Annotated in this window: 11 protein-coding genes; 7 read left to right on the top strand and 4 right to left on the bottom strand. The window is 56.6% G+C overall.

Annotated features, from left to right (window positions below):
* Positions 1-11: 11 nt before the first annotated feature.
* Together argC and LUQ43_RS04540 are read right to left on the bottom strand one after the other, a co-directional pair.
* Positions 12-998, bottom strand: coding sequence for an N-acetyl-gamma-glutamyl-phosphate reductase (argC, locus tag LUQ43_RS04545; RefSeq protein ID WP_299964409.1), 987 nt, complete (start codon positions 996-998; stop codon positions 12-14).
* A gap of 105 nt (positions 999-1,103) precedes the next feature.
* On the bottom strand, positions 1,104-2,012 hold the full coding sequence (locus tag LUQ43_RS04540; protein ID WP_299964407.1) for an ADP-ribosylglycohydrolase family protein: 909 nt from the start codon (positions 2,010-2,012) through the stop codon (positions 1,104-1,106).
* 309 nt (positions 2,013-2,321) lie between these two features.
* On the opposite strand from LUQ43_RS04540, the gene acs reads away from it, so the two are divergent.
* Both acs and LUQ43_RS04530 read left to right on the top strand, forming a co-directional pair.
* The gene (gene acs, locus LUQ43_RS04535) at positions 2,322-4,214 is read left to right on the top strand and encodes an acetate--CoA ligase (RefSeq protein ID WP_299964405.1); all 1,893 of its coding nucleotides are present in this window, start codon (positions 2,322-2,324) and stop codon (positions 4,212-4,214) included.
* Positions 4,215-4,267: 53 nt separating this feature from the next.
* Positions 4,268-4,861 (top strand): acetate uptake transporter, encoded by a 594-nt coding sequence (locus tag LUQ43_RS04530; RefSeq protein WP_299964402.1) that lies wholly within the window; start codon positions 4,268-4,270, stop codon positions 4,859-4,861.
* Between the two features lie 57 nt (positions 4,862-4,918).
* On the opposite strand, the gene LUQ43_RS04525 is transcribed toward LUQ43_RS04530, so the two are convergent.
* Positions 4,919-6,028, bottom strand: a complete 1,110-nt coding sequence (locus LUQ43_RS04525; RefSeq protein ID WP_299964399.1) for an ATP-NAD kinase family protein — start codon at positions 6,026-6,028, stop codon at positions 4,919-4,921.
* A gap of 23 nt (positions 6,029-6,051) precedes the next feature.
* Positions 6,052-7,410 (bottom strand): TrpB-like pyridoxal phosphate-dependent enzyme, encoded by a 1,359-nt coding sequence (locus LUQ43_RS04520; RefSeq protein WP_299964396.1) that lies wholly within the window; start codon positions 7,408-7,410, stop codon positions 6,052-6,054.
* Positions 7,411-7,556: 146 nt separating this feature from the next.
* Here LUQ43_RS04520 and LUQ43_RS04515 point away from each other — a divergent pair, with 146 nt between their 5' ends.
* The 5 genes from LUQ43_RS04515 (at position 7,557) to LUQ43_RS04495 (ending at position 12,389) form a co-directional block, all read left to right on the top strand.
* Positions 7,557-8,357 carry a hypothetical protein gene (locus LUQ43_RS04515; RefSeq protein ID WP_299964394.1) on the top strand — a complete coding sequence of 267 codons (801 nt, stop codon included), beginning with the start codon at positions 7,557-7,559 and terminating at the stop codon, positions 8,355-8,357.
* A gap of 323 nt (positions 8,358-8,680) precedes the next feature.
* Positions 8,681-9,352, top strand: coding sequence for a Yip1 family protein (locus tag LUQ43_RS04510; RefSeq protein ID WP_299964391.1), 672 nt, complete (start codon positions 8,681-8,683; stop codon positions 9,350-9,352).
* Positions 9,353-9,415: 63 nt separating this feature from the next.
* On the top strand, positions 9,416-10,519 hold the full coding sequence (locus tag LUQ43_RS04505; protein WP_299964389.1) for a hypothetical protein: 1,104 nt from the start codon (positions 9,416-9,418) through the stop codon (positions 10,517-10,519).
* Positions 10,486-11,205: an ABC transporter ATP-binding protein gene (locus LUQ43_RS04500; RefSeq protein ID WP_299964387.1), complete on the top strand. Its 720-nt coding sequence runs from the start codon at positions 10,486-10,488 to the stop codon at positions 11,203-11,205. The genes LUQ43_RS04505 and LUQ43_RS04500 overlap by 34 nt, the downstream gene beginning before the upstream one ends.
* Positions 11,202-12,389, top strand: coding sequence for an ABC transporter permease (locus LUQ43_RS04495; RefSeq protein ID WP_299964384.1), 1,188 nt, complete (start codon positions 11,202-11,204; stop codon positions 12,387-12,389). The genes LUQ43_RS04500 and LUQ43_RS04495 overlap by 4 nt, the downstream gene beginning before the upstream one ends.
* Positions 12,390-12,422 lie beyond the last annotated feature (33 nt).

The raw sequence follows: 12,422 nt of genomic DNA, 5'->3' as shown, positions 1-12,422 counted from the left end.
ATTCCTCCTCCCTACGGCAGCATGCCGGCTCCGGTCAGGCCGTCATTCTCCGCAAAGCCGCACATCAGGTTCATGTTCTGGATGGCCTGACCGCTGGCGCCTTTCACGAGATTGTCGATCGCTGAGACGGCAACGATGCGGCTTCCTTCGCTCTCCACCATGATATCGCAGAAGTTGCTCCCGCGTACAGCTGCAAGGATGGGCTTCTGGTACCGGACGAAATACTCATTCCGGTAGAAATCGTGGTAGAGTTTCTCCACTTCTTTCTGCTCCATGGGTTCGTTGAGCAGGATGTGAGCCGTTGTCAGGATGCCCCGGTTGACCGGAACGAGGTGCGGGGTGAAGTAGACCGTTGCCCTGGATTTGAGGAAGGCCATCTCCTGCCGCATCTCGGCAACGTGCCGGTGGGTCGTCAACTTGTACGGTCCGACATTATCTCCCACGTTCGGGTAATGGGTAGTTGCCGAGGGATTGTCACCCGCACCGCTGACGCCGGTTTTGGAATCGTAGATGATCGTATGGGCGTAATGTGCGAGGGGAGCTGCGGCAAGGGTTGCCCCGGTCGGGAAGCAGCCGGGATTGGAGACGAACTTCGCATTGATGCAGTCCTTGCGGTGGAGTTCCGGGATGCCGTAGGGTGCCTTGAAGTAGTCGGTATGGGGAACGCCATACACCTTCTCAAAAACATCCTTTGCCAGGCGGTAGTCCGCGCTCAGGTCGACAACTTTGATCCCGCGGGAGAGCAGTTTACCGGCGTATTGCATTGCCGCTGTGTGGGGAACCGCGAGGAATGCCACATCGGCTTCGATGGCATCGGTCTCCGGGTTCTCGAATTTGAGATCGGTGAACCCTTTCAGCTGGGGATGGACCTGATCCAGGGGGGTACCTGCAAGTTTGCGTGATGTGACACACGTCACTTTTGCAGCAGAATGGTGAAGAAGGAGGCGGACCAGTTCACCACCGGCATAGCCGGAGGCCCCGACAATCGCAACTTTCATACAGTAATGTCCGACTGTCAAAATTTAATCCTTTTTGACCAGCTTTTTAAAAAAAGGCGCCTGAAAAAACAGGAGTTAAAAAGGGGTTAAAAAAAGGACCCCGGTTCACTCGCTTTTGCGCGAATAGGCATTGTAGAGCCGCTGCCCGAGGAGCTCGATCCGGTCACGGTCCTCAAGGCCCTTGATAAGATCCTCCGGCAGGGCATCCATGCCCCGGGATGCACCGAGATAGGCCCCGCATATCAGGGCAATGGTATCCGTATTTCCCCCGATATTTGCGGCAACGGTCAGGAGGTCAGGGGGATGGGAATACCGGCTGATGAGGAAGAAGGCCATGGGGAGGGTCTGGAAGACCGAGACATCGTTGCCGATCTTGAGCAGTGCGGTCTCCGTATCCATGCCATTCTTCTCGAGCGAGAGGGCGTTCCGGATCTTGCCCCCGAGCACCTCGTCTTCTGCAAGAGCTTTCTGCACGGCCCGTTCCACCGGGTCCGGCGACTCGTGGAGGGCATGGTACAGGAGCGTGACAATGGTGGATACTGCGGCGTGGGCGGCCGGGTGGGAATGGGTGATATTGCAGGCCCTGACCGAACGTTCGCAGGCCTCGCTCATGTCCGGGAATGTCAGGGCAAAGGGAACCGCGATGGGCAGGCAGCCGGACGTTGTGGACTTGACGCCTTTCTGCGGGACATTCTCTTTTGCCATATGCTCGCATGCAGCAGCGACCGAGCCATCCGGAAAGCGGAGCGCTCCCCGCGTATAGAGTTCCCGGAGTGCGGTTGCGTACCGGTCCTCGTTATACTTGCCATCGGCAAGGAGGGTCCCGACAAGGATCATCAGCTGGGTATCATCGGTATACTGCCCGGCATTCAGCTCCTGGTTCGGATGTCCCTTGTACGGACGGCGGTACCCGTACTTCATCTTGTTCAGGTTCGGGGATGCACTCTCGTTGGGCATACCGAGCGCATCGCCGATCGCCGCTCCCAGCAGGCATCCCTTGAATTTCTTGAGCATCGATCTTATATTGAAAAACCCGGATAGATAACCCTTCGTATATCCGCTCTCTTTTTCCAGAGCGGTACTGATTGCAGGGCCGTGAAGGCGCATGTCCGCATTTTTGTTTGAGATTCTATGAAAAAATGAAAATAGATCCTGCACGATTTCGCGCGTTCTATACTTCGGGATCACGGTTTTCCAGGTATTACCCTGTCATCATTTTTGTCATCACCGGGCCCATTTTATTTTTTCGCGTGCGTCTGACAGCACTACAATAAATTATATATATGTTGTTTTCAATGATTAATAGTGTAGAATAGGTGGGACATGACCGAAGATTTCGATGTCAGGCTTGTTGAGGATGTAAAAACATACACCCCCGACCCACAGTACCGAAAAAATGCATGGATGGGAGATTACCAGAAAGCGTACAATGAGTTTCTGGCAGACCCTGATGCGTTCTGGGAAAAGATTGCAAAGGAGCTTGACTGGATCTCTCCATGGGACAAGGTAAAGGAGTGGAACTACCCGTATGCCCGGTGGTTCACCAATGCCAAGCTGAACATTACCGCCAACTGTCTCGATCGCCATGTCAACAACCACCGGCGCAACAAGGTTGCACTGATCTGGAGGGGAGAGGAGGGCCGGGAGCGGATCTTCACCTACCAGAAGCTCCTCTCGCAGGTTGCCCGGTTCGCCAATGCACTCAGGAAGATCGGCGTGAAGAAAGGCGACTGCGTCTGCATTTACATGCCGCTTGTACCGGAACAGGCCATCGCCATGCTCGCCTGTGCCCGCATCGGGGCAATCCACAGCGTGGTCTTTGGCGGGTTCGGCGCAGCGGCCCTGAATATGCGGATCCAGGATGCCGAGGCAAAAGTCGTTATCACGGCAGATATCACGATCCGCCGGGGCAAGGCGATCCAGCTCAAGGCGATCGTTGACGAGGCGGTCATCAATGCACCCACAGTTGAGCATGTCGTGGTCCTGAGAAGGAGAGATCCGCTGGTGGATCTCCACGAGCGCGAGATGGACTTCTACGAAATGATGGAGGGAATGTCCGATGACTGCCCGCCCGAGGTGATGGATGCGGAAGACCCGTTCTTCATCCTGTATACGAGCGGATCGACCGGAAAACCCAAGGGCATTGTCCACACGTGCGGGGGATACATGGTGGGAACGTACTATACCTGCAAGTATGTCTTCGACCTCAAGGACAACGACATCTACTGGTGCAGTGCGGATCCGGGCTGGATCACGGGGCACAGTTACATCGTGTATGGCCCGCTTGCCGTAGGTGCAACGGTCTTCATCTCCGAGCTGACCCCGGATTACCCGGATGCCGGCAGCTTCTGGAGCATGATCGCGGAGCAGAAGATCACGATCTTCTACACCGCACCCACAGCCATCCGGATGTTCATGAAGATGGGCGAGAGCTGGCCCGACAAGTACAACCTGAGCTCCCTGCGCATCATCGGGTCCGTCGGAGAGCCATTGAACCCCGAGGCGTTCGAATGGTACTACCGGGTTATCGGGAGGCAGAAATGCCCAATCCTCGACACCTGGTGGCAGACCGAGACCGGCATGCTCATGATCACGACCGTACTCGGGGAACCGATGCGCCCGGGGTTTGTCGGGAAAGCGATCCCGGGTGTAGTGGCCGATGTGGTGGATAAAGACGGGAACTCCGTCAAACCCGGGACCGGCGGGCTGCTCGTGATCAAATCCCCGTGGCCCTCCATGCTGCGCACGGTCTACCATGATGATGAACGCTACCGCAAGTACTGGGAGACCATCAAAGGGATGTACACGGCAGGCGATCTGGCGGTCAAGGGCAAAGACGGGTACATCATGATCCTCGGGAGGGCAGACGACATTATCATCGTTGCCGGCCACAACATCGGCACTGCCGAGGTCGAGAGCGCACTCGTCTCCCACCATGCGGTTGCCGAGGCAGCTGTCATCGGGAAACCGGATCCCATGAAAGGGAACTCCATCAAGGCGTTCGTCATCCTCCGCGTGGGAAATGAGCCGGGCGATAACCTCAAACAGGATCTCCTGCACCATGTCAGGACCACGCTCGGGGCGATCGCTGTCCCCCATGAGATCGATTTCGTGGATAAGCTGCCCAAGACCCGGAGCGGAAAGATCATGCGCCGCGTCCTGAAAGCCCAGGAGATGGGAATCGATCCGGGCGACATCTCAACGCTGGAAGAGTGAGCCGGGGTGCATGAACCGACACGTCGGACAATGGATAAAAAAGGTGAGAAACTATGTCAAATGAGTCTGGAAGTAGTGTAACACAGGTAAAAAGCCTTGATATCACGGCCAACCCGGCGCCTCTCGGGCTCCTGGGGTTCGGCATGACGACCGTGCTCCTGAACCTGCACAATGCCGGGTTCTTCGCACTGGGATCGATGATCCTGGCGATGGGTATCTTCTACGGGGGGCTGGCGCAGGTCATCGCGGGGATCGAGGAGTGGAAGAAGAACAACACGTTCGGCGCAACGGCGTTCACTTCTTACGGCCTCTTCTGGCTGACGCTCGTCGCCCTGCTCGTCCTCCCGAAGATGGGGCTGGCAGACGCGACATCAAAAGGAGCCATGGCCGCGTACCTCTTCATGTGGGGGCTGTTCACCGCGGTCATGTTCATCGGGACACTCCGGGCAAACAGGGCATTGCAGTTCATCTTCGCAACCCTCGCTATCCTGTTTTTCCTGCTCGCGCTGGGCGATGCTACAGGAAACGCAACGATCACGATCGTCGCCGGGTACGAGGGAATCATCTGCGGCTTTGCTGCGATCTACGCGGGGCTGGCCCAGGTCCTCAATGAGATGTACAAAAAGACCGTCGCGCCGCTCGGCTGACCGCCCCTTTTTTTCGTGGCGCGTTTACCTTACCGGTCCCGGTTGTGATACAAGGGATCACTGACCATCGGGCTGGTGGATCTTCTTCCGCTGGGCGAGACGGTACCCGCAGATGACCTGGATCGATTCCCCGAACATACGATCAAGATCCGGATCACCGGTATCCACCAGCAGTTCAGGAGTTTCCTGGAGTTTGTGCGGGGTAGCGACAACGATGATATGTGCGGTACCTGCCCGCCGCACGACCGTTGCACTGATCTGCTGGTTCCCCCTGCCGAGAATGAATCCCTGCGCACCGATGGGGCTGATGATGATCCGTACATCGCTCTCATTTTCAGTCAGGCGGAGAAGTGTCTTTTCGTCGGCATCCCGTGCAAGGAGCCGCCCGTTCTTCACCACATCCACGCCAAGGAGGGTTTTCTTGAGACCGAGGTACCGTATGATCGCTTCAGTCGTCGTTCCTGCCCCGATGATATAGAGCGCGCCGGGCAGCATCACTTCCTGCATGAACTGCGCGATCTCGCCTTTCACCCGCTCCTCGTCCGGCTGTTCATACACCTGTTTTGAGACCTGGACCATCCCCCGGATAACCGGGGTGCGGGCAATACCATACAGCCGGGTCTCCAGCGTGCCGGCCCGGTAGGCCTCCTCGTCGACGTCCATGACCTCCGAGTCCCGCAGTACCGCCGTTTCCAGTCCTGTGACAAGTTCAGCTGCGGCAGCGGGGCTGACTGCAAAGACACCGGAGTACATCTTTACCCCTGCGGGAATACCGAGGAGCGGGACGTTCCTGCCAACAATGGAGAAGATGTCCCGGGCGGTCCCGTCCCCGCCGCAGAAGAGGAGGAGATCGATACCCGCATCCAGGAGACGTCGTGCTGCTTCTTTCGTGTCGCGGGCACTGCTCTCACCGGAGAAGGTATAGATCACCTCAGGGTCTTCGCACCCGGCCTCCTGCAGGACATCCTGTCCCATGGCACCGGAACAGGTGACGAAGTGCAGTCCGGTGTTCCGTGCCAAGGGTGCAAGCGCCATCCGGGCCCGGTCCAGGGCATGCGGCACCGCCCCCCGGGTCCTGGCCTCCTCCACGTTCCCATCGGTGCCTTTCAGCCCCACCGATCCGCCCATACCCGCAACCGGGTTGATGATGAGGCCAATCCGTTTCATAAAAAAGTGATTGATGAGAGGGGTTATTGAACCTTGGGTATCCGGCCGATCGCTTCTTTGATCAATGCGTCCGGGTATTCGTAGTCCACCAGCTTGCCGCTGTAATATGCATCGTATGCCGACATATCGAAGTTGCCGTGCCCCGTGCAGTTGAAGAGGATCGTCTTTGCCTCACCGCTCTTCTTGCATTTCAGCGCTTCATCAATTGTGCCCTTCACCGCGTGGGCAGCTTCAGGAGCTACAATGATCCCTTCTGTCCGGGCAAAACTCTGGGCCGCTTCGAAGACCTCGCTCTGGTGATACGAGATCCCCCGCATCACGCCATCGTGGACGAGCCGCGATACAATGGCGGAGTCCCCGTGGTACCGGAGCCCGCCGGCATGGATGGACGGCGGGACGAAGTCGTGACCCAGGGTGAACATCTTCAGGAGCGGCGTTAAGCCCGCCACATCGCCGAAGTCATACATGTACTCCCCTTTGGTCAGGGTCGGGCACGAGGCCGGCTCGACACCGATGATATCCACGTCCCTGTGCTTCCCGGTCATCTTGTCGCCCGCAAACGGGAACCCGATCCCGGCAAAGTTCGATCCGCCGCCAACACACCCGATGACAACATCCGGGTAATCATCAACCATGGCCAGCTGTTCGCGGCACTCCTGGCCGATGATCGTCTGGTGGAGGCAGACATGGTTCAGCACGGAGCCGAGCGCATAGTTGGTGTTGCTGTGGGTGGCTGCATCCTCAACTGCCTCCGATATCGAAATACCCAGCGCTCCCGGTGTCTCCGGATCCTTCTCAAGTACGGCCTTGCCCGAGTTCGTCCTCGTGCTCGGGCTCGGGATACACTCCGCTCCCCAGACCTGCATCATCGATTTGCGGTAAGGCTTCTGCGTATAGCTCGATCGTACCATGTAGACGGTACACTCGAGATCGTACAGCATCGTGGCGAACGCCAGTGCGGATCCCCACTGCCCGGCACCGGTCTCTGTCGCGATCCGCTCGATACCCGCCTTCATATTGTAGTAGGCCTGCGGGATCGAGGTGTTCGTCTTGTGGCTCCCGGCCGGGCTGACCCCCTCCCACTTGTAGTAGATCTTTGCCGGCGTCTTGAGGAACTTCTCCAGCCGGTGGGCGCGGTACAGGGGGCTCGGTCTCCAGAGCTTCAGGACCTCCCGCACCTCTTCGGGGATGTCGATATACCGGTCGGTGGACACTTCCTGCCGGATCAGTTCCATGGGAAAGATCGCCGATAAGTCCGATGGTACTATCGGTTTGTGGGTGGCGGGATGGAGCGGGGGATCGAGCGGGGAAGGCAGATCCGCCTGCACATTATACCACTTTTTGGGCATCTGCTCCTCATCGAGCAGGATCTTGGTCTGCATACACAGTTCTTGTTTTGTACAAATATATACATTATGGTACACAAGTGTCTATTTTTGTATTTAATTGCTTAATGGATCGCCGGCACTTCCGGGGGAACTCTAACCTATATGATGAAACAGCGCCAGTATTTTTTTGGAGAATACACATGGTTTTCATCTACTACAGCCAGGGTGTGGCATCCCTGTACACCGATTTCACCGAACGCCTGATGTCCCGTCTTGCCCTCAAAGGGACCGAGATAACTCAGCAGGTGTTGAACGCGACAACCGCAACCATGCATGTCAGACATACCGACGAACAGGGAAAACTGGATCTGGCTGTTGAGAAGCTGAATGTCAAGGTAACCTATACCGTCGATCGCAACCGCAAGGAGATCACCAAGGGCGTTGCCGGCGCTGTTGCCGGGGCGGGACTGGGAGGTCTGATCGGGAGTCTCCTGCACCGCGAAGAAGGGGCCGGCGAGGCCATTGCCGGTGCAATCGGGGGCGCTGCTGCCGGAGGGGCATACGGGGCATATGACGGGTACGAGGAGTCGAAGGATGAACGAACGGCATTTGCCGAGGTCCTTGCCGAGACCCTCCAGGAAGTTGAAGACGAACTGCGGGAGATTCTTGAGGGGCAGGAGCAGGCAAGGGAGGATGCCCGGGAGCGCGGCCGCCAGAGGATCGAGGAGGACAACGAGAAGGCAGAGGAATACCGCGGGATGCTTGAAGATCTCTACGGCCAGGTTCTTGCCATCCAGGAAGAGATCGACATGGCAGGCAGCGAGGGAACGAACGTGACCAAGGCCAAGGGGAGGATAGACCGGGCGGAGAGTCTCTACAAGGAAGCGCAGGCCTCATTTGACAAGAAGGAATACCCGCCCATCAAACCAAAAGTGACGGCCGCCCAGAATATGGTTGATAAGGCGCGCGAAGCACTCTCGGAAGCGCAGTCTGGTGAGTAACCTCCCTTACAAATCCTCCCGGTGAAATGCGGAGTCCCCCAACGTTCCCGCATTGCCGGTGACTCCCCTTTACTCCAGGTTTTAACGAGGGAACAGGAATTCCCCGGGGAAAAACCCGTGGCTCCGCACGGAATCGCAGATCCGCTTTTCTCGCGGCAGATCAACCAAAAACCACTAATGGGGAAGACCACGAACCATTCTATCACATAATTCCTGCCCATGACATCACGGGGAGGGCAGAAAGTTTATTACAGTCAACATCACAGTGTTGACAACATTTCCGGATTTATCCAGAATAACACAGTATTAAAACAGGTTGGATTATGACGCGTTCCTTTAGTGATATCCTGCTCAGGCCCGGCGCATTCTTCGCGGACCTGATGGGACAGAAAGATGAAAGTCTCAAGTGGCCCCTCCTCATCGTCCTTGCCGGGGGTATCGTTGCTGCGGGCTACGGATACCTGATCGGGGGATTGACCGCACAGATGATGGCCGGAGCCTATCCCGGCATCGACGTGATCATCCTCCTCTCGACAATAATCGGGGCAGCGCTGGGAGTCTTCATCTTCTGGCTTGTCTGGACGGCCGTGGTCTTTGCCCTCTCAATGGCATTCAAGGGAGAGGGCAGTGTCAAGTCGACCCTGCAGGTTGTCGGGTACGGGTACCTCCCCCAGGTGATTGGATCCGTTGTCACCCTGATCGTGGCATACGAATACGTACCAAAAATCGTTGTTCCCCAGGTGACTTCCGCCATGTTGCAGGATCCCGTGGCAATGCAGGCGGTCACAAAGGCCCTCCTGCTGGATCCGGCCATGCTGGAACTGACCCAGATCACCTCCCTCATCGCCATTGTCTTCCTGCTCTGGAGCGCAAACATCTGGATCTTCGGCATCCAGCAGGCCCGGAAACTGTCGCCGCGGGATGCTGCGCTCTGCGTGGGTATCCCGGTGGTTGCCTATATCATCTACATGATCTATAATCTCGGAGTTTCGTAAATGAGAATAACCCAGTTTTTTACGGTAACATGTCTGATCCTGCTCTGCAGCACTATTTGTGGGGTGGCAAGTGCATACGCCACACCTGAATCCATTGTTGCAGCCAGCAAGGTGTATGTCTCGAATGTGTCATACGATCCCGGGACGTTCTTTACCGGAGATGACGGTACCGTTACTATTTCCGTTACAAACGGCAACACCAACGACAGCACTGTTGTAAACCATGCTACGTTCGGAGACGATAACATCCGGTCAACGAGCGCCCCTTATGACAGCACGGTCCATATCGGACCGCTCCAGACCCAGAAATTTGTATTTTCTGTCACCACAGATGCTCCTGATGGGACATATTATCCCACGTTCTCCATGACATTCAGGGATGCTGACAATCTCTATTACCGGCAGATGGTCCTGGTGGAAAATCGCCCCCTTGTCCTGACCGTGATCGATAAGCCGGATGCTTTTGAGCAGGAAAAGAAAAAGACGATCTACCTGCAGGTGGCAAATCCCCGAGATGCCGAGGTAACCAATGTTGCCCTTGAAGTTGCCGGTGACGGCATCACCGCAACTCCCTCACGGACGTTCATAGGAATGCTCGCTCCCCAGGCAAAGGTACCGGTAAATATCTCCATCACACCAGACAAAGAGACCCCACTTCATCTTACCCTTACGTACGACAATGGCAACAATCCCCACCAGACATCCATGGACATCCCCATCACCTTCGGCGTGGACAAAAAACAGTCATATCCTGTCATGAGTAATATCAAGGTCACCACTGAGGGGGGCATCTTTCACGTGACCGGTGATATAAATAATGCCGGACTCGATACGGCAAATACCGTCACAGTTACATCCCTTTCCCCTGCCATACCCCAAGATCCCTACAAGACCTATGTTGTCGGGGCACTCAAAGCCGACGACTTCGGAGGATTTGAGATCTCGTTCGACACGGATGGCAGCACCAGCATACCCGTCCAGGTCTCTTTCAGGGATACCGACGGGAACCTCTATCACACGGTCCAGAACGTGACTGTTCCCTCAAGCCGTCTTAACACCACGGCCGCAAGCAACGGCCCGCCGATCATTCCCATCCTTGCCGCACTCATCCTCATCGCGGCAATTGCCGGCGGATGGTACTTCTACATAAGGAAGAGCAAGAAGTGACGCTTCCGATGGATGACCAGCCGGTAATGCTGTTCCGTGACGTAACCAAGGTATACCCGCTTCCCGCAGGAGACGTCACGGCACTCGACAGGATCTCGTTCCAGGTAGACCGTGGCGAGTTCATCTCCGTCATGGGCCCCTCGGGGTCGGGCAAGTCCACGCTCCTCAACATGATGGGCTGTCTGGATGTCCCGACTTCGGGCGATATTTACATCAGCGGCACCCGCATTGGCGACATGTCGGATGTGGATCTGACCACCCTGCGGAGGGACCGGATCGGGTTCATCTTCCAGTACTTCAACCTCTTCCCGCTCCTCAATATCATCGAGAACGTCACGTTTCCCCTGATGCTTAAGACCGGAAAAGGCGTGGATCCCGAACGGGGAAAGGAAGTGCTCCGGGCAGTCCAGCTGGATGAGAAACTCTTCACCCACACCCCCACCGAACTCTCCGGGGGCCAGCAGCAGCGGGTTGCCATTGCCCGGGCGCTCATCAACAACCCGGATATCCTGCTCTGCGACGAACCAACCGGTAACCTCGACTCCAAGACAGGCGCCGGCATCATGGATCTTATGACGGATCTCAACCGGGAGGGCACGACCATCATCATGGTCACCCATGACCCGCATATCGCCGAGTACTCGCGGCGGACGATCCGGATCGCTGACGGGAGGATCGTGGAATGATCTTCTGGGAGATCGCCAAGCGGAATATCCGGCTGCACTTTCTCCGGTCAACCCTTGCAATGCTCGGGATCGTGATCGGGGTCGTTGCCATTGCATCGATGGGCATCCTCGGGAATAGCCTGGTGGCGACCGTTTCTGACAGCCTCTCATCAGTAGGTGACAGTGTCATCGTGACCCCGTATACCGGTGGCGGCGGTGGCTTTGGGGGGGGCGGGGGAAGTTCTGCGAACCTGAAGATCACCGACCAGCAGTTCCAGCAGATCAAACGTGCTGTTGCTCCCAGCGTGGCAATACCGGTGCTCTCGACATCGGAGCGCATGAAAGTGGGGGTTGGCGGCGATGATATTGTTGCAGCGGTCTATGGTATTGACCCCCAGTATGTCCCGGATCTCGACCTGAAATTTTCATCAGGCGGTCTCAACAACGGCAATTCCGGGTGCATGGTTGGATCGGAATTTGCCAAGGACAATAATATCAAGGTCGGGTCCCGGATTTCCATGGGCACCGATGGCTCGAAGGGGACCCTCCGGGTCACCGGGATCATCGAGGAGCGGGGGATGAGCTTTGATATCAGCACGGACAATGCCATTCTTGTCACCGAGAGCTGGTTCGACAACACCTACAGCAGGAGTGATTACGACGAGGTCGTTGTCAAGGTAAAGAGCGGACAGGATACCGCCGAGGTCAAGAAGATCATCGAGAAACAGCTGAACAAGCGGGACAAGATCGTCTCGGTCATGGACAGCAAGGCAACCCTGGCTACGATCTACGAGACGTTCGGGGCGGTCACGACATTCGTCACAGCAATCGGAGGGATCTCCATGGTCGTTGCCGGTGTCTCGATCTTCAATATCATGATGATGTCGGTCAACGAGCGGATCAAGGAGATCGGTATCATGCGCAGCATCGGGACGCAGAAGAAAGAGGTCATGAAGATGTTCATCTACGAAGCCGCTATCATCGGGGTTATCGGCAGTGTCATCGGGGGGATCCTCAGCCTGATCGCGGGATATGCCATCAGCGCCCTGATGCTCCAGTCGACCAAGTACCTGTTCACGGTGGCGACAGCGATCTCGGTTGGCGAAGGTGTCGGCTTTGGGATCGTGATCTGTCTTGCCTGCGGTCTCTACCCGGCATGGCAGGCAGCGAACCTGAATCCGATCGATGCACTCAGGCACGAGTAACCTTTCCTTTTTTGTGCCAGTGAACATTTTTTT

Origin of the sequence: Methanoregula sp. (assembly GCF_028679125.1) — an archaeon.
Lineage (GTDB): Archaea > Halobacteriota > Methanomicrobia > Methanomicrobiales > Methanospirillaceae > Methanoregula.
This window is presented reverse-complemented; position numbering and strand designations above follow the sequence as displayed.

Coding starts and splice junctions, on each gene's coding strand:
- argC (WP_299964409.1), bottom strand. CDS start 998: ATGAAAGTTGCGATTGTCGGGGCCTCCGGCTATGCCGGTGGTGAACTG.
- LUQ43_RS04530 (WP_299964402.1), top strand. CDS start 4,268: ATGTCAAATGAGTCTGGAAGTAGTGTAACACAGGTAAAAAGCCTTGAT.
- LUQ43_RS04540 (WP_299964407.1), bottom strand. CDS start 2,012: ATGCTCAAGAAATTCAAGGGATGCCTGCTGGGAGCGGCGATCGGCGAT.
- LUQ43_RS04515 (WP_299964394.1), top strand. CDS start 7,557: ATGGTTTTCATCTACTACAGCCAGGGTGTGGCATCCCTGTACACCGAT.
- LUQ43_RS04500 (WP_299964387.1), top strand. CDS start 10,486: ATGGTACTTCTACATAAGGAAGAGCAAGAAGTGACGCTTCCGATGGAT.
- LUQ43_RS04525 (WP_299964399.1), bottom strand. CDS start 6,028: ATGAAACGGATTGGCCTCATCATCAACCCGGTTGCGGGTATGGGCGGA.
- LUQ43_RS04520 (WP_299964396.1), bottom strand. CDS start 7,410: ATGCAGACCAAGATCCTGCTCGATGAGGAGCAGATGCCCAAAAAGTGG.
- LUQ43_RS04495 (WP_299964384.1), top strand. CDS start 11,202: ATGATCTTCTGGGAGATCGCCAAGCGGAATATCCGGCTGCACTTTCTC.
- LUQ43_RS04510 (WP_299964391.1), top strand. CDS start 8,681: ATGACGCGTTCCTTTAGTGATATCCTGCTCAGGCCCGGCGCATTCTTC.
- acs (WP_299964405.1), top strand. CDS start 2,322: ATGACCGAAGATTTCGATGTCAGGCTTGTTGAGGATGTAAAAACATAC.